This window comes from Paraburkholderia sp. UCT2 (assembly GCF_014397665.1).
GTDB classification, from domain to species: domain Bacteria; phylum Pseudomonadota; class Gammaproteobacteria; order Burkholderiales; family Burkholderiaceae; genus Paraburkholderia; species Paraburkholderia tuberum.
This window is the reverse complement of record NZ_VZQO01000066.1, coordinates 1-19,194: the sequence shown is the minus strand read 5'-3', so window position 1 is coordinate 19,194 and position 19,194 is coordinate 1. Positions and strand designations below refer to the sequence as shown.

Sequence of the window (19,194 nt, the reverse complement as noted above, 5' to 3'; positions counted from 1 at the left end):
GGGTACGCGTCGGTGTGCATCGACGGCTCGGGTAGAATCGCCCGGTTACCCTCCTCTTTCCATTCGATGACGACGCTCACCCTGATCGTCGCTCGCGCCAGCAACGGCGTGATCGGCCGCGACAACCAGTTACCCTGGCGACTGCCCGAAGACCTCAAATTCTTCAAGCGCACGACGATGGGCGCGCCCATCATCATGGGCCGCAAAACGCATGAATCGATCGGCCGGCCACTGCCGGGACGCCGCAATATCGTCGTCACGCGCGATGCCGCGCGGCGCTTTCAGGGCTGCGACACCGCGACCAATCTCGACGAAGCGCTCGCGCTCGCCGCGCAGGACCAGGCGCCGCAGGCGTTTCTGATCGGCGGCGCAGAGCTCTACGACGAAGGGCTGCGCCATGCGGACAAGCTGATCGTCACCGAAATCGCCGCCGACTTCGACGGCGACGCGACCTTCCCCGCGATCGACCCGCAGGTGTGGGAAGAAATCGCGCGCGAAGCGCATCACTCGAATGCGCCCAACGACTTCGATTACGCATTCGTCACGTATCAGCGCAAGGACGTCTGACGGCGCGCGCCGCGCAAGCGATAAAAAACGCCACGCAACGTTCAGTTGCGTGGCGTTTTCGTTTGATACGGGGCTGCGTTGGAACGCGCCGTGCGGCTTACTGCCCCGCGATCGTCATCCGCTCGATCAGCACCGAGCCGGTCTGCTTGGTGCCGCGCGTGATCGTATCCGCGCCGATCGCGACGATATGGCGGAACATCTCCTGCAGCGTGCTCGCGACCGTGATTTCCTCGACCGGATACTGGATCTTGCCGTTCTCGACCCAGAAACCCGACGCGCCGCGCGAGTAGTCGCCGGTCACGTAATTGACGCCCTGCCCCATCAGCTCGGTCAGCAGCAGACCCGTGCCGAGCTTCTTCAGCATCGCCTCGAAGTCGTCCTCGGGGCGCGTGTTCGAACTGAGCAGCGACAGGTTGTGCGAGCCGCCCGCGTTGCCGGTGGTCTTCATGCCGAGCTTGCGCGCCGAGTAGGTGGACAGGAAATAGCCCTCGACGACGCCGTCCTTCACGACCGAGCGCTGGCGCGTGCGCACGCCTTCCTCGTCGAACGGCGCGCTGCCCATCGCGCGCGCGACGTGCGGGTCTTCGACCACCTGCACGTGCGGCGCGAACACCGGCTTGCCGAGGCTGTCGACCAGAAACGAAGTCTTGCGATACAGCGCGCCGCCGCTCGTCGCCTGCACGAATGCGCCGAGCAGGCCCGCCGCGAGCGGCGCCTCGAACAGCACCGGCACCTTGCGCGTGTCGAGGCCGCGCGCGCCGATGCGCGCGAGCGCGCGCTGCGCCGCGTAACGACCGACCGCTTCGGGATCGGCGAGTTCGTCGGCGCTGCGCGTCGACGTGTACCAGTCGTCGCGCTGCATGTTGCGGCCGCTGCCGGCGATCGGCGCGCATGCGACGTAGTGGCGCGAATACGGATAGCCGGCGAGGAAGCCGCGCGAGGTCGCCAGCACGAACTGCGAGTGCTGTGCCGACACGCTCGCGCCTTCCGAGTTCTTGATCTGCGGATCGGTCGCGAACGCGGCGTCTTCGGCGCGGCGCGCGATTTCGACCGCTTCGTCGGCGGACAGATTCCACGGGTGGTACAGATCGAGGTCGCGCGGCGCGGTTTCGAGCAGCTCCGCTTCGGCGAGGCCCGCGCAATTGTCTTCGGCGGTGAAGCGCGCGATGTTGTAGGCGGCCGCGACCGTGTCCTTCAATGCCTGCGGCGAGAAGTCCGAGGTGCTCGCGTTACCGCGTTTGTTGCCGATGAACACCGTCACGCCGACCATCTTGTCGCGGTTGTGCTCGATCGTCTCGACTTCGCCGCGCCGTACCGAGACGGACAGGCCGTCGCCTTCGGAGATTTCGGTCGCGGCGTCGGTGCCGCCGAGCGCCTTCGCGTGACGGAGGATGTCCGAGGCGATTTCCTTCAGCTCATCCTGGGTATGCGGAAAAAAGCGCTGCTTGACGTCCATGTCTGCTGCCATTGTGGTTGCCGTCCTGTTGGGGCCGCGCGGCCCGGATATGCGCACCGTATTCGGCGCGGGCGCGCGGGTGCGGGATAAATGCATCCCGCGATCATAGCAAGGTACGCGCCGCCGCGGGTCGGGCCGGCGCGGCAAGTTACAATACCGGCATGACACGCAAAACCCGCATTCAACCGATCGAATCCGTCGTCACGGAAGTCGACGAAAACGGCTACGATCGTCCGAGCAAGTCTCAGGTTAAGCGCGAAATGCAGGCGCTGCAGGATCTGGGCTTGGAACTCGTCGCGCTGCCGAAAGACGCGCTCAAGCGCATGCCGATGCCCGAAAAGCTCGACGAAGCCGTGCGCGAAGCGCGCCGCATCACCGACCACGAAGGCAAGCGCCGCCAGATCCAGTACGTCGGCCGCGTGATGCGCTCGCTGCTCGACACCGAAACCGCCGCGCTGCGCACCGCGCTCGACACCTACAAGGGCATCAACAAGTCGGAGACGGCGAAGCTCCATTGGATCGAGCGCACCCGCGAAAAGCTGCTGGCCGACGACGCCGCGCTGACCGAGTTCATCCGCCGGCACCCGAGCGCCGACCCGCAGCAGGGCCGCACGCTGATCCGCAACGCGCGCAAGGAAGCGGAGCAGAGCAAGCCGCCGCGCTACTTCCGCGAGTTGTTCCAGTGGATCAAGAGCGCGGCCGGCACCGACGACGAAGCGCAAGACGCGCACGACCCCAACCTCGCCGCGGAAGACGACGATGACGACCGCGACGCCTGATCGACGTAAGCAACGTCAGCACCCCGACGAAATCGTGATCGGCCTCGTGTCGATCAGCGACCGCGCGTCGACGGGCGTATACGAAGACAAGGGCATTCCGGCGCTGCAGGAGTGGCTCGGCGCGGCCTTGAGCTCGCCATGGCAGGTGGTCACGCGGCTGATCGCCGACGACTCGCCGACCATCTCGGCGACGCTGATCGAGCTGGTCGACGAAGTGGGCTGCGATCTGGTGCTGACGACCGGGGGCACCGGACCGTCGCGCCGCGACGTGACGCCCGAGGCGACGCTCGCTGTCGCGACCAGGGAGATGCCCGGCTTCGGCGAGCAGATGCGGCAGATCAGCCTGAATTTCGTGCCGACCGCGATCCTGTCGCGCCAGGTCGCGGTGATCCGCGAAACCGAACGACACGCCGCGCTGATCATCAACCTGCCCGGCCAGCCGAAATCGATCAGGGAAACGCTGGAAGGCCTGCGCGATGACGGCATGGTCAAGGTGCCAGGGATTTTCGCGGCGGTGCCGTACTGCATCGACCTGATCGGCGGCCCTTACGTAGAAACGAACGTCGACGTGGTCAAGGCGTTCCGGCCGAAAAGCGCGCAACGCGCGCCGCGGCAAGACTGAGGTTCGAGGGTCGTGGCCTGCCCGTGCAAGCCCGCGCTTTACTGAGCGCTCGCGGCGGCGTCCGGCGCCGACGGCACGAGGAAATGCTCGCGGTAGTACTTCAGCTCGTCGATCGACTCGTGGATATCGGCCAGCGCCGTGTGCATCGCGCGCTTCTGGAAGCCCTTGTAGATGACCGGCTGCCAGCGCCGGCACAGCTCCTTCAGCGTGCTCACGTCGAGGTTGCGGTAGTGGAAGAAGCTCTCCAGATCCGGCATCCAGCGCGCCATGAAGCGGCGGTCCTGGCAGATCGAGTTGCCGCACATCGGCGACTTGCCGGGCGGCACGTACTGGCCGAGGAACTCGCGGATTTGCGCGGTCGCGTCGGCCTCGCTGACCGTCGACGCCTTCACGCGATCGATCAGCCCCGAGCGGCCATGCGTGTTCTGGTTCCACTCGTCCATCTTCGCGAGCGTTTCATCGCTCTGATGAATCGCGAGCACCGGACCTTCGACCATCCTGTCGAGCGTCGAATTCGTCACCACCACCGCGATCTCGATGATGCGGTCGGTGTCGGGCTCGAGCCCGGTCATTTCCATGTCCAGCCAGACGAGATTCATGTCGCTGCGCACGAGCGGCGGCTGTTCGGTGGATGCGAGGATGTCAGTCATGAAGGCAACCCTGAGGGCCGCGCGGCGGGCTTCGCTGGAAACCCGCGCGGCGCGGCATGTGTTCGTTTGAAATCGATTCGCGCGGTTCGAGCCGGGCCGGCCGCGCCAAGGCGCCGCCCTGAACTGCTACCCGGAGCTCTTGCGTTGAACCGTCGCGTTAAACCGTATCTCCGCCGCGAGGCGGGAAGAAACATATAATTCTCGCATAGATACCACGGAATCCCCGGATGCCTACCCTGTACTTCACCGCCCTGTTCGTCGTCGCCGTCGTCGCGATGGTCGGCACCAAACTCTGGCTCGCGTCGCGGCAGATCCGCTTCGTCGTCGCGCATCGCGAACAGGTGCCGAGCCAGTTCGCGAACACCATCGCGCTCACCGCGCATCAGCGCGCGGCCGACTACACGGTCGAGCGCACGCGGCTCGCGATGGTCGAGATCGTCGTCGGCGCGGCCGTGCTGATCTGGCTCACGCTGCTCGGCGGCGTGCAGATGCTCGATCTCGCGATCTCCGACTGGCTTGGCCGCGGCTACGTCGGTCAGATCGCGCTGGTTGCCGCTGTGATCGCGATCACGAGCGCGATCGACCTGCCGTTCGATTACTACCGGCAGTTCGTCGTCGAGCAACGCTTCGGCTTCAATCGCATGCGCAAAAGCCTGTTCTTTTTCGACCGCCTGAAGGGCGCGCTGCTCGGCATCGCGTTCGGCCTGCCGTTGTTGTTCGTCGTGCTGTGGCTGATGAACCGCGCGGGCAACCTGTGGTGGCTGTGGGCATGGGTCGTGTGGGTCGCGTTCCAGATGTTCGGCCTGCTGATTTTCCCGACCTTCATCGCGCCGCTCTTCAACAAGTTCGAGCCGCTGAAGGATGAAGCGCTCGTGACCCGCATCGAGGCGCTGATGAAGCGCTGCGGCTTCGCCGCGAAGGGCCTGTTCGTGATGGACGGCAGCCGCCGTTCGGCGCACGGCAACGCGTACTTCACCGGCTTCGGCGCGAGCAAGCGCATCGTGTTTTTCGACACGCTGCTCGCGCGCCTGTCGGGCCGCGAGATCGAAGCGGTGCTCGCGCACGAGCTCGGCCACTTCAAGCGTCGTCACGTGATGAAGCGCATGCTGGTCACGTTCGCGATCAGCCTCGCGATGCTCGCGCTGCTCGGCTGGCTGACGCAATGCGTGTGGTTCTACGAAGGGCTCGGCGTGCGGCCGTCGCTCGTCGGCGGCAATAGCGGACTCGCGCTCGTGCTGTTCTTCCTCGCGCTGCCGGTGTTCATGTTCTTCGTCACGCCGCTTGGCAGTCTCAGCTCGCGCAAGCACGAGTTCGAAGCCGACGCGTTCGCGGCGACGCAAACCGACGCGCACGATCTCGTCAACGCGCTCGTCAAGCTGTACGAGGACAACGCGTCGACGCTGACGCCCGATCCGATCTACACCGCGTTCTACTATTCGCATCCGCCGGCCTCGCAGCGGATCGACCGACTGCTGCAGCACGCATGAGCGGCCGCGCTCCGAAGAAGGCGACGCGCGGCGCGTCGGCCACCGCATCCGGCATGCACGGCGCGCGCACGGGCGGCCTCGTGGTGGCCTCGCACGGCCGCCACTATCTGGTCGCTCCTGAAGACGGCGGCGCGTTGCTGCAATGTTTCCCACGCGGCAAGCGCAGCGAGGTCGCGGTCGGCGATCGCGTGATCTATGAGCCGACCTCGGCGGATCAAGGCGTGATCGTCGAGATCGGCGAGCGGCGCAATCTGCTGTATCGCTCGGATCAGTACAAGTCGAAGCTATTCGCCGCGAACCTCGACCAGTTGCTGATCGTGCTCGCCACCGAGCCGCATTTCAGCGAGGATCTGCTCGGCCGCGCGCTCGTCGCCGCCGAGGCGAACGAATTGAAGCCGCTGATCGTGCTGAACAAGATCGACGTCACCGATGCTCTGGACGGCGCGCGCAAGCGGCTCGAGCCGTATCGCGCGCTCGGCTATGCGGTGCTCGAAGCGTCGATCCGGATGCAGCCCGAGGCGGCACGCGCCACGCTGACCGAACATCTGCATGGTCACGCGACGCTGCTGCTCGGCCAGTCCGGCATGGGCAAATCGACGCTCGTGAACCTGCTGATTCCCGATGCCGAAGTCGCGACGCGCGAAATCTCGACCGCGTTGAACAGCGGGCGCCATACCACGACGTTCACGCGTCTTTATCCGCTGCCGCGGTCGGAGGGCACGACCGGCGTGAACGGCGTCAACGGCGCGGCCGGCGCGCTGATCGACTCGCCGGGCTTTCAGGAATTCGGCCTGCATCACCTGACCGAAGGCCGGCTCGAACGCGCGTTCCCCGAGTTCCGGCCGCTACTGCCAAACTGCCGTTTCTATAACTGCCATCATTTGCACGAGCCTGGCTGCGCGATCCTCGAAGCCGTTGCCGACGGGCGCATCCGCCGCGAACGGCATGCGCTTTATGCGCAGCTCGTGCACGAGGCGAGCCAGATTGTCCGCTGACATGAAACTGATGCGCGCGCCGAACCTGATCATCGGACAGCATTGGGTCAACGTGCTGGAGACCGCGGGCATCGCTTGCGAGCTGCACAACCGCTATCTGAACGGGGCGCTCGGCGAGATTCCGGCCGACCAGTGCGCGCCGGAGCTGTGGCTCGTCGATGAACGCGATGAGGCGATCGCGCGGCGGCTGATCGAAGCGGCCTCGCGAGGACCGGCGCCGGGCGCGCCTCCATGGCGTTGTCAGCAGTGCGGCGAGGTGCTCGAGGCGCAGTTCACCGTGTGCTGGCAATGCGGGACTGTGCGCGATCCGTTGAAGGGGTGAAGCGGAGTCGGGAATTGAAGAAGCCGGGCATTGCCCGGCTTCTTCTTGTGCTGCGCGCGTGGCCTGGCCGCTTCAGGCGAGCCACACCGCGATGGTCAGCATCAACAGCAGGATCATCCACAGTACGACTGCACGCCACACCAGCCCCACTGCCGATTGCAGCGTGCGCGGCGTGCAGTCGTCGCCGACCTGCATCGGACCGCCGTCGCCGGTGGCGAGCGCGTCGAGGCTCGACGGCTCCGCGAGTGGCCCGGCCAGGCGCGCGCCGAGCGCCCCGCTGCCCGCGGCGAGCAACACGCCGTCGTTCGTATCGGGCCACTGTCGCGCATGGTTGCGCCACGCGTAAATCGCATCCTCGAAATTGCCGACGATCGCAAAGCCCAGCGACGTCAGCCGCGCCGGCACCCAGTCGATCACGAAGAACGCGCGCTGCGCGAAGCTCGAAAACGCGACGGTGCGGTCGTCGGCCGGCCGCGCCCATGCGCGCGCGAGATATTCCGCGCAACGGTACAGCACCGCGCCAGCGGGACCGACCGGAATCAGGAACCAGAAGAACACGCCGAACACATGGCGATGCGACGCGACCACCGCGTGGATCAGCGTGTGACGCACGATCTCGCTGACCGGCATGTCGACGGTCTCGAGCCCCGTCCATTCGTTGAGAATTTCGCGCGCGCGTGGCACGTCGTCGTTGTTCAACGCGAGATGGATGTCGGTGAAGTAATGGCTGAACTGCCGAAAGCCGAGCGTGAAGTACAGCACCACGACGTTCCACAGGAACGCGAGCATGAAGTGAATGTGATACAGCACGTAGTAGACGAGCGCGACCGCGAGCGTCCAGGGCACCACCACGACGAGCCACGCGAGCAGACCGTGACGTTGCTTGCCAGCATCGAATCCGTGCGCCGCCGACTCCGCATGGTATTGAAGCAACGCGGACAACGGATTGTTCGGCGACAGCGCGCGTACCTGTTCAATGATCAGAGCCAGCAATACGGAGAAAAAAGTCATGCGATGCGCCGTGCTTTTTAAGTTTTTTACGATTGTTTTATAACGATAGCACAGGGTCGGATGAGTCTGAACGCGGATGCTGACAAAGCGCCGACAAGTGCGTCGTTCGCGCAACTGTGCATCGTCGAAGCGGCGATGCGAGTCACGTTATTTATGCGGCGAGAAACCGATACAGGTTGCGCAGCATCGCCGCCGTCGCGCCCCAGATGAAATGATGGCCGCCTTGCACGGCTGCTGGCGTGACCGTCTGCGCGTGGTGCGCGCCGCGCTGCTCGGCGGCCTCCGGAGCCACCGTCAATTCGCCGCGCGGATACGGCATCGCGAAGAAGCGGCGCTCTCCGCCCTCGTAGCGGAACAGGCGCTCTTCGTGGTTGGACGGGTCCATCAGGAACGCGAGCGGCACTTCGAAGACCTCGGCCACTTCGAGCGTATCGATCTCCAGCGAGAACGGCGGGTGCACAAGAGCGACGACCGGCGACACGCGAAAGCCGGTGCCAGTGAGATAGTCGGGCAACGCGCCGAGAACTTCGACGCGCGACGCGTCGAGGCCCACCTCTTCGCGCGCTTCGCGCAGAGCCGTAGCAGTCGCATCAGCGTCGAACGGTTCCTGGCGGCCGCCGGGAAAACTCACCTGACCGGCGTGATCGTTCAGATGGTCCGCGCGCTGCGTGAGCAACACGGTAAGACCACGCGCGCGCACGACGAGCGGCACCAGCACCGCGGCCACGCGCGGATCGAGGTCGGTATTGCGCCACGGCGCATCGGCAATTTTCTCGGGTGTCCAGGCTAGCTGCCGATCAAAGCGCGCCCGCAGTGCATCGGGCGTCAGACGCTCGCGCGCGACCGGTGGCAGATCGGCGCCTGTCGCGATGACAGGCAGAGTTTCTGGCTCAAAGACGGGGCGGATCAACGGGTCTCTCTGATGAGCGTGGACATACCGCTATTTTGACCTGGCCAACAAAAAAGCACCCGCGAGGGGTGCTTTTTCTTACAGCATTTACGCTTGGGAAGTAGCGCGGTCTTTCGAAACCAGCTTTTCCTTGATTCGAGCCGACTTGCCCGAACGCTCGCGCAGATAGTACAGCTTCGCACGACGCACATCGCCGCGACGCTTGACGACGATGCTAGCCAGCAGCGGCGAATACGTCTGGAACGTACGCTCGACGCCTTCGCCCGACGAAATCTTACGGACGATGAACGACGAATTCAGACCACGGTTACGCTTGGCGATCACGACGCCTTCGTAAGCCTGCACACGCTTACGCGTGCCTTCAACCACGTTCACGCTGACGATGACCGTATCGCCCGGACCAAAATCCGGAATGGTCTTTTCGCCGAGAACGCGCGCGATTTCTTCCTGCTCGAGTTTTGCAATCAGATTCATCACTGACTCCTAGATCCATCTTGTCGGCGTTCGTACCTGCCTCACGTGCTTACTGCGTTGGGCTACGGCCCCGATAGAGGATGGGTTCACATCTGGCACCGCGCACGCATGCACGGCACCGCCTTGTGTCCGCTCGAAAGACCGGGGCCTCAGGCCTTCGACTCTTCCTTCGCGAGACTCGCGAGCCACGCCTCGTCGGCACGGCTCAGCATTCTGTTCTTTCTGGCCTTCACGATCAGATCGGGCCGCTTGTTCAACGTGTTGCGCAATGCTTCGCGCCGCCGCCACGCTTCGATTTCCGCATGATGGCCGCCGAGCAGCACATCAGGCACCCGCACGCCCTCGTATTCCTCGGGACGCGTGTAGTGCGGACAATCGAGCAGCACATCGACGAAGCTATCCTGCACCGCCGACTGTGAGTCGTTCAGCACGCCAGGCAACTGACGCACGACCGCATCCATCAACGCCATCGCGGGCAACTCGCCGCCCGACAGCACGAAGTCGCCAAGGCTTACTTCTTCGTCGACTACACGGTCCAGCAGACGCTGGTCGATCGCTTCATAGCGCCCGCACAACAGGATCAGACCGGGTTCGGCCGCGAACTTCATCACGCGCTCGTGATTCAGTGTGGCGCCTTGCGGCGACATCATCACGACGCGCGACGCGCCGATGCCCTGCTCCGACTGCGCCGCTTTCGCGGCACTGATCGCATCTTCGAGCGGCCGGGCCAGCATAACCATGCCGGGGCCGCCGCCGTATGGGCGATCGTCGATCGTGCGGTAGTTGTCGGTCGTGAAATCGCGCGGATTCCACGTACGCAACCCATAGCGCTGCTGCTTCGCGGCCCGGCTGGTGATACCCCAGTCAGTCAGCGCGCGGAACATTTCTGGAAAGAGCGTCACGACATCGAACTGCATCGCTCTCCCCGCTCAACGATAGATTTCAATAGTCAGCTTCCCAGTCGACGACGATATGCTTTGCCGCCTGGTCCACCGTTTTGACAAAGACGCCGACGAACGGGATCAAACGCTCGCCTGCGACCGGCTTGCCGTTCTTGTCGGTAGCCGGATATTCGATGCGCAGCACCGACTGCGCGCCGTTGTCGATCATGCTGGCGACTTTGCCGAGGTTGAGCCCGGCGAGATTCACCACGTCCAGGCCGATCAGATCGACCCAGTAGAATTCGTCGGCTTCGAGCGCCGGAAATTCGCTACGGCCGATGTATACACGAGAACCGCGCAAAGCCAACGCCGTATCGCGGTCAGCGACGCCACCCAGACGGGCGACCACGCTGTCGCTATGTGTTTTGGCCTGCAACGACGGCGCCGATTTGCGCTCCTGGCCTTTCAGCAGCCACCAGCGCTTCGCGCTCAGCAAGACGTCGCCGCCTTGCCCGGCATCCGCATGCGCGGCTACCTTGACCCAGCCTTTGAGACCATAGGCGTCGACGATTGCGCCGACTTCGACCGCATCGGCCGGCCAGCTTGCCGCCGTTTCGATGCGCATTTCTGCAGCTTCGAAATCGGCGTTCGCGGCATTGGCTTGCGCCTCTTTCGCCTTGCCGTCGGTTCGTTCGACCGGCTTGCGGACGAATGCACCGAACGACGCCTGACCAGACGCCTTTGCGCGCGAAGCTGCCTTGACGCTACCAGAACTGCCGGAATCACGCTCAGACATCGAATAACCTCGACAACAACTTCGCAGCCTGCTTTGGCGTCTGCTTCAGTAAAACAAATTGCGCATCGGACTGCTCACGCGAGTTGCGCGAGCCGCCGGCCGAACCGACGACGATACGCCTGCGGGCCGCCATATCAAGCAGCCGGCTGCGCCTTTTGCGCTTCCTTCACGAGACGTTCGACGGTCGGCGACAGTTGCGCGCCAACACCTTGCCAGTACGTCAGGCGATCCTGAGCGATACGCAGGGACTCGCCCTTCGTAGCGACCGGGTTGTAGAAACCGACGCGCTCGATGAAGCGGCCGTCACGACGGCTGCGCGAGTCGGTGGCGACGATGTTGTAGAACGGGCGCTTCTTGGAGCCGCCACGAGCCAAGCGGATGATGACCATACTAGAATCCTTGAAAACCGGGGTTCGGAACGACTGAAACACGCGATTATAGCGGGAAACCGACGCCATAACAAACACTTACCGGGATAAACTGCGGAACCGGACTGCACCCCACCTTCTACAAGAGGTGCGAGAACCCGTTCAAACGCCCGAATTACCTGAAGGAGCGCCTGTGCAACGCCAGCCGAAACTCCCGTTTCCGTTCGCCTTTTGTGCCTTTTTCGTACGCTTTGCTGGACTTTCGCGCACCTCGTGCAGCCGGATTCTACGTGCGGTAGCGGCCGCGGTTATCGCTGCGCAGGCGTTGACGGCAATCGCCGCGCTGCCCATCGAGAAAATCAAGCTGCCGCCGGGCTTTCACATCGAAGTGTTGTCGGACGAGGTGCCGAGCGCGCGCGCGATGACGTTGTCGCCCAAGGGCATTCTCTACGTGGGCAGCGACGATGGCCATGTGTATGCGCTCGAGCTGCGGAACGGCCGCGTGACGGGTCACCACGTGATCGCGTCCGGGCTGCAGATGCCCGCCGGCGTCGCGTGGCGCGACGGCGCGCTGTATGTGTCGGCCGTGTCGAAAATCGTGCGCTTCGATGCGATCGACTCGCACCTGAACGATCCGCCGAAACCGGTCGTTGTCACCGACAAGCTGCCAACGGACACGCATCACGGCTGGAAATTCATCGCGTTCGGCCCGGATGGCAAGCTGTACGTGCCGCAAGGCGCGCCGTGCAACATTTGCCAGAGAGATCCGGACCGCTTTGCGATGATCGGCCGCATGAACCCGGACGGCAGCCACTACGAGGTCGTCGCGCGCGGCATCCGCAATTCGGTCGGCTTCGCGTGGCATCCGGTCACCCACGAACTTTGGTTCACCGACAACGGTCGCGACCTGCTCGGCGACGATATTCCGAGCGACAAGCTCAACCGCGCGCCGCTAGTCGGCATGAACTTCGGCTTTCCGTACTGTCACGGCGGCGACACGCCCGACCCCGAGTTCGGCAAGGATCATCCGTGCAGCGAATTCACGCCGCCAGTGGTCAAGCTTGGCGCGCACGTGGCGGCGCTTGGCATGCGCTTCTACGACGGCCCGATGTTTCCAGCCGACTACCGCAACAATATCTTCATCGCCGAGCACGGCTCGTGGAACCGCAGCAAGAAGGTCGGCTACCGCGTCGTGCGCGTGATCACCGACCCTGACGGCAGCCACGCACGCCAGCAGATCTTTGCCGAAGGCTGGCTGCAACCCGGCGAATCGGTCTGGGGCCGCCCCGCCGACGTGTTGCCGCTGCCAGACGGTTCGCTACTGATCAGCGACGATACCGCCGGCGCAATCTATCGCATCACGTATTCAGCGCCGTAACGCGCGGATGCACGCATGCCCGGCTGAACTCACCCTGAGCCAGGTCCGGCGCATCTCGCCACTCCGCTTTCAGCCTCGGCGATCGTCCTCCACGTGACCACCCGCGCGCCGCAGGCGTAGAATGCGCGTCGGTCCGCGCCCCCGCGGCGCGCCGCTCCTTTCGACCGCCCGTCACTCTGCCCACGCGTTCATGCCCACCGCTGCCTCGACTTCCCCGCGCTTCAGATCCAAGACGCTCACCGCCGCGTTGGCGTTCCTGTTCGGCAGCCTCGGCGCCCACCGCTTCTATCTGTACGGCACCCGAGACATCTACGGCTGGGCGCATCTACTCGGCACGCTGATCGGCATTCCCGGCGTGATGCTGCTGGTCGCGACCGAGCGCGCGTCGATCCTGGGCTGGGTGCTCGCGCCGATCGGCGCGGTTTCGCTGTTTGCCGCGTTTCTGGCGGCGCTCGTCTACGGGCTGCGTCCTGATCAGAAATGGGATGCGCAATTCAACACCCACACGCAACGCAAAAGCCGCTCCGGCTGGACGGTCATTTTCGTCGTGATCTTTTCGCTGCTGATCGGTGCGTTTCTGCTGATGACCGGTCTCGCGCTCGCGTTCCAGACCTACTTCGAAAGTCAGGTCGAAGCGGCCAAAGCGATTTCGCAGTAATGCCCCCGTGGCGGGACCCGCAGACGTTCCTGCGCGCTAGAAAAGCCTCAGTTGCGGATTGTCGCGCGCCGGTGCGCTCACCTGCTCGGCGCGCGGCGGCTCGATCCGGCGGAAATGCGACATGTCGAGAATGCCGCGGTCCCGCCCGTTCAACCCTAACCGACGCACGGCCTTGTGAAAGCGCTGCCTGAGCAGGTCCGCCCATAAGCCCTCTCCCTTCATGCGGGTCGAGAACGAAGAATCGTAATCCTTGCCGCCTCGCATGTCGCGCACACGGCTCATCACGCGCTCGGCCCGATCCGGGAAATGTGCGCCCAGCCAATCCTTGAACAGCGGCGCGACCTCCCACGGCAGCCGCAGCACGATATAGCTGGCATTGCTGGCGCCCGCTTCGGCGCATGCTTCGAGCACACGCTCCATATCCGGTTCGGTGACGAACGGGATCACCGGCGCGATGCTGACGCCGACCGGAATGCCCGCCTCGCTTAGCGTACGGATCGTGCGCAGCCGGCGCGACGGCGTGGCCGCGCGCGGTTCGAGCGTGCGCGCGATGTCGGCGTCCAGCGTGGTGATGGTGATCGCCGCCATGAATTGCCCGCGCTCGGCCATCGGCGCAAGCAGGTCGATGTCGCGCTCGATCAGCGATGATTTGGTGATCGCCGCGAACGGGTGGTTGCGCTCGCTGAGCACCTCGATCACACGACGCGTAAGACGCAAGTCACGTTCGGCCGGCTGCCATGCATCGGTGGCGACGCCGAGCGCGATCGGCTCGGGTGCATAGGATTTCTTCGACAGTTCCCGCTCGAGCAGTTCTGGCGCGTTGATCTTCGCGTAGATGCGGCTTTCGAAATCGAGCCCGGGCGACAAGCCCAGGTAGCTGTGCGTGGGCCGCGCGAAGCAATAGATGCAGCCGTGTTCGCAGCCCCGGTAAGGATTCAGCGACACATTGAACGGAATGTCAGGCGACGCATTGCGTGTGAGGATGGTTTTTGCGCGCTCCTCGAACACCTGCGTGCGCAGGACCTTCGGCTCCCCGTCTCCGTCGGCCGTCTGCCAGCCGTCGTGGACGGCTTCGCGCTGGTCGACTTCGTAGCGGCCTTGCAGGTTCGTGACCGCGCCGCGCCCCTTGCGAGGCGCCGGCGGCGCGATCGGAAATTCGGGAATGTCAGGGGTGTCGGGGTCATCCACGGCGGGCCACGCAAAGCAAACGCAAACAGGAAGCGCCAAAAGAAAGCGGCGCAAAACACCTGTACAAATATACAGTGTTTACGCCGTTTGTCGAGCACTTCGTTGGTCGCTTGATGCGCGTCCAACCCCGTCAGTGAACCGGCACCTACTCGCCCACCGCGATCGTCAGCGTCTCCTTGATTTCCTCCATCACCACATAGCTCTTCGACTGCACCGCGCCCGGCAGCTGCAGCAGGATATCGCCGAGCAACTTGCGGTAATCGGCCATTTCGCCGATGCGCGCCTTGATCAGATAGTCGAAATCGCCCGACACGAGGTGGCACTCGAGCACCTCGGGGATCTTCTGCACCTCGCGCCGGAACAGATCGAACATGTTGCCACTCTTGTGATCGAGCGTGATCTCGACGAACACGAGCAGCGCCGCGCCCAGCTCGGCCGGGTTCACGCGGGCGTAGTAGCCGGTGATCACGCCGTCGCGCTCCATCCGCTTGACGCGCTCGATGCAAGGCGTCACCGACAGACCGACCTGCTCCGCCAGGTCCTTCATCGCCATACGGCCGTCCTGCTGCAGGAGCCGCAGGATCTTGTGATCGAGCTTGTCGAGAGCCCGCACGGGCTGGCGCTGGGTACGCATGGTGTTTTTTCTAAAAATGATGAAAATACAATAACAAAACCTGTCTCACTGTTAATAGTATAGCGGTTAACACTGGGCAAACGGCATTTCACCTCACATTGCACCTCGCCGAATCGAAATCAGATCGAACCCGGCGACGAGCGTCTTGCCCTCACTCAATTTTTGGATATCCGGAGCAGCTATGCGAGTCGTCGTTTTGGGCAGTGGCGTCGTCGGCGTGACGAGTGCGTATTACCTCGCGCGCGCCGGTCACGAAGTGACCGTTATCGATCGCGAGGCCGGCCCGGCGCTCGAAACCAGTTTCGCCAACGCGGGCCAGATCTCGCCGGGCTACGCTTCGCCATGGGCCGCCCCGGGCGTGCCGCTGAAGGCCGTCAAGTGGATGTTCCAGAAGCACGCGCCGCTAGCGATTCGCGTCGACGGCACCGCGTTCCAACTGCAATGGATGTGGCAGATGCTGCAGAACTGCACGGCGCCGCGCTATGCGGTGAACAAGGGCCGTATGGTGCGGCTGGCCGAATACAGCCGCGACTGCCTGCAGGCGTTGCGCGCCGAGACCGGCATCGAGTACGAAGGCCGCACCGGCGGCACGCTGCAGGTATTTCGCACGCAACAGCAGTTCGACGGCGCCGCGAAAGACATCGCCGTGCTGCAGGAAGCCAACGTGCGATACGAGCTGCTGACGGCCGACGAACTCGCCAAGGCCGAACCAGCCCTCGCCGCGGTGTCGCACAAGCTCACCGGCGGCCTGCGCCTGCCCGGCGACGAAACCGGCGACTGCCAGATGTTCACGACGCGCCTCGCGGCGCTCGCCGAGGAACTGGGCGTCAAGTTCCGCTACAACACGTCGATCGACGCGCTCGCGATGGCGGGCGGCCGCATCGCCGGCGTGCAGTGCGGCGGCGAACTCGTGCGCGCGGATTCGTTCGTGGTCGCGCTCGGCTCGTATTCGACGCGCTTCCTCGATGGCATAGTGAAGATTCCGGTCTATCCGCTGAAAGGCTATTCGATCACCGCGCCGATCGTCGACGCGGCTGCCGCGCCGGTGTCGACCGTGCTCGATGAGACCTACAAGATCGCGATCACGCGCTTCGATGACCGGATTCGCGTCGGCGGGATGGCCGAGATCGTCGGCTTCGACAAATCGCTGCGCCAGGCGCGCCGCGAGACGCTCGAGCTTTCTGTGAATGACCTGTTCCCGGGCGGCGGCGACACGTCGAAGGCGACGTTCTGGACCGGTCTGCGGCCGATGACGCCGGACGGCACGCCGATCGTCGGCCGCACGCCGGTGCCGAACCTGTTCCTGAACACCGGCCACGGCACGCTTGGCTGGACGATGTCGTGCGGCTCGGGCCAACTGCTCGCCGACTTGATGTCGGGCAAGCAGCCCGCGATTCGCGCGGACGATCTGTCGGTGCATCGCTATCTCGGCGAGACCGCGGGCGAGCATCGGCCGGCGTATGCGTGAGTTTGAGTGGCGTGCGCTGACGCGGCCCTGCCCGCGGCGCAGGCCGCAACAAACAGCAGCCGGACAAACAAACGGCGCCTCGCGGGGCGCCGTTTGCATTTCAATGTGCTGCCGCGATCGCGGCCGGCATCGAGGCATGCTCAGAACTGGTCTTCCGACAAAGCCAGCACACCCTCGCCCCCCTTCGCGCTGACGATCGCCACTTCGAGCGCCGCCGCCTGTGGCAACACGTGCTCGGCGTAGAACCGCGCGGTCGCGATCTTCGCGTCATGAAACGCTGGGTCCTCGTCGCGCTTCGTCGCCGCGGCAAGCTGCGCACGCGCCATCTGCCAGCCGCCCAGCACGATGCCCGCGAGCTTCAGATAGGGCACGCTGCCCGCGAACACCGCATTCGGATCGCCCTTCGCATTGGCGACGACGAAATCGACGACCGCGCCAAGCGCGCGCTGGCCCTGCGCGAGCTGTGTGCGCATCGACGCGAACGCCGCGCCCTGCTGCGCGCCAAGCGCTTCAACCGTTTCGGCGACGCCAGCGAGCAGTTCCTTCGCGACCTTGCCGCCGTCGCGCAGCGTCTTGCGACCGATCAGGTCGTTGGCCTGGATCGCGGTCGTACCTTCGTAGATCGGCAGAATGCGCGCGTCGCGGTAGTACTGCGCGGCGCCGGTTTCCTCGATGAAGCCCATGCCGCCATGCACCTGCACGCCGAGGCTCGTCACGTCGATCGACAGCTCCGTGCTCCAGCCCTTCACGATCGGCACGAGATATTCATAGATTGCCTGATGCTTCGCGCGCGTCGCATCGTCCGGATGACGATGCGCGATATCGCAGTGCGAGGCCGCGACGTAGGCGAGCGCGCGCGACGCCTCGGTGAGGCTGCGCATCGTCGACAGCATGCGGCGCACGTCCGGGTGCTGGATGATCGCGACCGACTGCTTCGCGGAGCCGTCCACGGGACGGCTCTGCACGCGCTCTTTCGCATACGCGACCGCCTTCTGATATGCGCGATCCGAGATCGCGACACCTTGCATGCCGACCGCGAAACGGGCGGCGTTCATCATGATGAACATATATTCGAGGCCACGATTCTCTTCGCCGATCAGCTGACCGAGCGCGCCGCCGTGATCGCCGAACTGCAGCACCGCGGTCGGGCTCGCCTTGATGCCGAGCTTGTGCTCGATCGACACGCAATGCACGTCGTTGCGCTCACCGAGCGAACCGTCTTCGTTGACGAGAAACTTCGGCACAAGGAACAGCGAGATGCCTTTCACGCCATCGGGCGCGTTCGGCGTGCGTGCGAGCACCAGATGCACGATGTTCTTCGCCATGTCGTGCTCGCCCCACGTGATGAAAATCTTCGTGCCGAACAGCTTGAACGAACCGTCGGCCTGCGGCTCGGCGCGCGTGCGTACGAGCGCGAGATCGGAGCCGGCCTGCGGCTCGGTCAGGTTCATCGTACCGGTCCATTCGCCGGAAATCAGCTTGGGCACATAGGTCTGTTTTTGCGCTTCGCTGCCAGCGGTTAGCAGCGCTTCGATGGCGCCGTCGGTCAGCAACGGACACAGCGCAAAAGAGAGGTTCGACGCGTTGAGCATTTCGATGCAAGGCGTCGCGATCAGCTTCGGCAGGCCCTGGCCTTCGTAGTCGAGCGGATGTTGCACGCCCTGCCAACCGCCTTCGGCAAACTGGCGGAAGGCTTCCCTGAAACCCGGCGTCGCAGTGACCACGCCATCCTTCCAGCTGCTCGGATTGCGATCTCCGTCGACGTTCAGCGGCGCGAGCACTTCGCCGCATAGTTTCGCCGACTCGTCGAGCACGGCCTGCGCGGTGTCGAGGTTCGCGTCCTCGAAGCCGGGCAGCTTCGCGATGTCTTCGAGTCCGGCCAGTTCTTTCATCACGAACAGCATGTCCTTGATGGGCGCCGTATAGCTCATTTCGGTTCTCCTCCCTTGATATGAAAAAAGGGCGCGGGACTTGGTCGGTCCTGCGCCCTTCGCTTGCTTTCGGCGGCCTCTTTCAGGCGCCGCGGCGCTTAGCCGAGTTCGCTCACGAGTTCCGGCACGAGGGTGAACAGATCGCCAACCAAGCCGTAATCGGCGACGCTGAAAATCGGCGCTTCTTCGTCCTTGTTGATCGCGACGATGACTTTCGAGTCCTTCATGCCGGCGAGGTGCTGGATCGCACCCGAGATGCCGACTGCGACGTACAGTTGCGGCGCGACGATCTTGCCGGTCTGGCCAACCTGATAGTCGTTCGGCACGAAGCCCGCGTCGACCGCCGCGCGCGATGCACCGAGCGCCGCGCCGAGCTTGTCGGCCAGCGGCTCGAGCACCTTCATGTAGTTCTCGCCATTGCCCAGACCACGGCCACCCGACACGATGATCTTCGCGCTCGTCAGTTCCGGACGATCGAGCTTCGTCACTTCGCGGCTCACGAACTGCGCGAGGCCTGCGTCGGCTGCCGCTTCGATCTTCTCGACCGCTGCGCTGCCGCCTTCGGCCGCGACGGCATCAAAACCGGTCGAGCGCACGGTGATGACCTTGATCGGATCAG

Annotated in this window: 21 protein-coding genes; 9 read left to right on the top strand and 12 right to left on the bottom strand. The window is 64.4% G+C overall.

Features of this window, described 5'->3' with window-relative positions:
* The first annotated feature begins 66 nt into the window (after nt 1-66).
* Nucleotides 67-567 (top strand): dihydrofolate reductase, encoded by a 501-nt coding sequence (locus tag F6X39_RS33425; RefSeq protein WP_187619757.1) that lies wholly within the window; start codon nt 67-69, stop codon nt 565-567.
* Nucleotides 568-664: 97 nt separating this feature from the next.
* Here the strand turns inward: F6X39_RS33425 and pmbA are convergent, their stop codons facing one another.
* Nucleotides 665-2,035, bottom strand: a complete 1,371-nt coding sequence (gene pmbA, locus F6X39_RS33420) for a metalloprotease PmbA (protein WP_026225964.1) — start codon at nt 2,033-2,035, stop codon at nt 665-667.
* Between the two features lie 149 nt (nt 2,036-2,184).
* Between pmbA and yjgA the strand changes: the two genes are divergently transcribed.
* The gene (gene yjgA, locus F6X39_RS33415) at nt 2,185-2,802 is read left to right on the top strand and encodes a ribosome biogenesis factor YjgA (protein ID WP_187619756.1); all 618 of its coding nucleotides are present in this window, start codon (nt 2,185-2,187) and stop codon (nt 2,800-2,802) included.
* Entirely contained in the window at nt 2,783-3,424 is a 642-nt protein-coding gene (mog, locus tag F6X39_RS33410; RefSeq protein WP_187619755.1) for a molybdopterin adenylyltransferase, read from the top strand. Before yjgA ends, mog begins: the two co-directional genes overlap by 20 nt.
* A gap of 38 nt (nt 3,425-3,462) precedes the next feature.
* On the opposite strand, the gene orn is transcribed toward mog, so the two are convergent.
* Complete coding sequence (gene orn / locus F6X39_RS33405) at nt 3,463-4,074, bottom strand: oligoribonuclease (protein WP_187619754.1); 612 nt, start codon at nt 4,072-4,074, stop codon at nt 3,463-3,465.
* A 227-nt stretch (nt 4,075-4,301) separates the two neighbouring features.
* Between orn and F6X39_RS33400 the strand changes: the two genes are divergently transcribed.
* Genes F6X39_RS33400 through F6X39_RS33390 form a run of 3 tightly spaced genes read left to right on the top strand, consistent with a single transcriptional unit; the run spans nt 4,302 to nt 6,878 of the window.
* Nucleotides 4,302-5,561, top strand: coding sequence for a M48 family metallopeptidase (locus F6X39_RS33400; protein WP_187619753.1), 1,260 nt, complete (start codon nt 4,302-4,304; stop codon nt 5,559-5,561).
* Nucleotides 5,558-6,556: a ribosome small subunit-dependent GTPase A gene (gene rsgA, locus F6X39_RS33395; protein ID WP_187619752.1), complete on the top strand. Its 999-nt coding sequence runs from the start codon at nt 5,558-5,560 to the stop codon at nt 6,554-6,556. The genes F6X39_RS33400 and rsgA overlap by 4 nt, the downstream gene beginning before the upstream one ends.
* Nucleotide 6,557: 1 nt before the next feature.
* Nucleotides 6,558-6,878 (top strand): DUF2007 domain-containing protein, encoded by a 321-nt coding sequence (locus F6X39_RS33390; RefSeq protein ID WP_184027812.1) that lies wholly within the window; start codon nt 6,558-6,560, stop codon nt 6,876-6,878.
* Between the two features lie 72 nt (nt 6,879-6,950).
* Here F6X39_RS33390 and F6X39_RS33385 read toward each other — a convergent pair whose 3' ends face one another.
* From F6X39_RS33385 to rpsP, 6 genes are all read right to left on the bottom strand, one after another.
* A complete protein-coding gene (locus F6X39_RS33385) occupies nt 6,951-7,889 on the bottom strand; it encodes a CobD/CbiB family protein (protein WP_090801273.1) in 939 nt (312 codons plus the stop codon).
* A gap of 151 nt (nt 7,890-8,040) precedes the next feature.
* Entirely contained in the window at nt 8,041-8,799 is a 759-nt protein-coding gene (locus F6X39_RS33380; protein ID WP_187619751.1) for an NUDIX hydrolase, read from the bottom strand.
* An 87-nt stretch (nt 8,800-8,886) separates the two neighbouring features.
* Nucleotides 8,887-9,273: a 50S ribosomal protein L19 gene (rplS, locus tag F6X39_RS33375; RefSeq protein WP_187619750.1), complete on the bottom strand. Its 387-nt coding sequence runs from the start codon at nt 9,271-9,273 to the stop codon at nt 8,887-8,889.
* Between the two features lie 149 nt (nt 9,274-9,422).
* A complete protein-coding gene (gene trmD / locus F6X39_RS33370) occupies nt 9,423-10,190 on the bottom strand; it encodes a tRNA (guanosine(37)-N1)-methyltransferase TrmD (protein ID WP_187619749.1) in 768 nt (255 codons plus the stop codon).
* 25 nt (nt 10,191-10,215) lie between these two features.
* On the bottom strand, nt 10,216-10,950 hold the full coding sequence (gene rimM / locus F6X39_RS33365; protein WP_184047450.1) for a ribosome maturation factor RimM: 735 nt from the start codon (nt 10,948-10,950) through the stop codon (nt 10,216-10,218).
* Between the two features lie 134 nt (nt 10,951-11,084).
* On the bottom strand, nt 11,085-11,339 hold the full coding sequence (gene rpsP / locus F6X39_RS33360; RefSeq protein ID WP_013090118.1) for a 30S ribosomal protein S16: 255 nt from the start codon (nt 11,337-11,339) through the stop codon (nt 11,085-11,087).
* A 172-nt stretch (nt 11,340-11,511) separates the two neighbouring features.
* Between rpsP and F6X39_RS33355 the strand changes: the two genes are divergently transcribed.
* Both F6X39_RS33355 and F6X39_RS33350 read left to right on the top strand, forming a co-directional pair.
* Nucleotides 11,512-12,696, top strand: a complete 1,185-nt coding sequence (locus tag F6X39_RS33355; RefSeq protein WP_187619748.1) for a PQQ-dependent sugar dehydrogenase — start codon at nt 11,512-11,514, stop codon at nt 12,694-12,696.
* Between the two features lie 190 nt (nt 12,697-12,886).
* Nucleotides 12,887-13,354, top strand: a complete 468-nt coding sequence (locus tag F6X39_RS33350; protein WP_090801282.1) for an NINE protein — start codon at nt 12,887-12,889, stop codon at nt 13,352-13,354.
* 36 nt (nt 13,355-13,390) lie between these two features.
* Here F6X39_RS33350 and F6X39_RS33345 read toward each other — a convergent pair whose 3' ends face one another.
* Together F6X39_RS33345 and F6X39_RS33340 are read right to left on the bottom strand one after the other, a co-directional pair.
* The gene (locus F6X39_RS33345; RefSeq protein WP_187619747.1) at nt 13,391-14,542 is read right to left on the bottom strand and encodes a PA0069 family radical SAM protein; all 1,152 of its coding nucleotides are present in this window, start codon (nt 14,540-14,542) and stop codon (nt 13,391-13,393) included.
* A gap of 145 nt (nt 14,543-14,687) precedes the next feature.
* Nucleotides 14,688-15,176, bottom strand: coding sequence for an Lrp/AsnC ligand binding domain-containing protein (locus F6X39_RS33340; protein ID WP_090801287.1), 489 nt, complete (start codon nt 15,174-15,176; stop codon nt 14,688-14,690).
* A gap of 181 nt (nt 15,177-15,357) precedes the next feature.
* On the opposite strand from F6X39_RS33340, the gene F6X39_RS33335 reads away from it, so the two are divergent.
* A complete protein-coding gene (locus F6X39_RS33335; RefSeq protein ID WP_187619746.1) occupies nt 15,358-16,644 on the top strand; it encodes a D-amino acid dehydrogenase in 1,287 nt (428 codons plus the stop codon).
* Between the two features lie 140 nt (nt 16,645-16,784).
* On the opposite strand, the gene F6X39_RS33330 is transcribed toward F6X39_RS33335, so the two are convergent.
* Together F6X39_RS33330 and F6X39_RS33325 are read right to left on the bottom strand one after the other, a co-directional pair.
* Nucleotides 16,785-18,575, bottom strand: a complete 1,791-nt coding sequence (locus F6X39_RS33330) for an acyl-CoA dehydrogenase (protein WP_187619745.1) — start codon at nt 18,573-18,575, stop codon at nt 16,785-16,787.
* A gap of 98 nt (nt 18,576-18,673) precedes the next feature.
* Nucleotides 18,674-19,194, bottom strand: a 521-nt coding sequence (locus tag F6X39_RS33325; protein WP_222945393.1) for an electron transfer flavoprotein subunit alpha/FixB family protein, incomplete at its 5' end; no start/stop codon positions are given.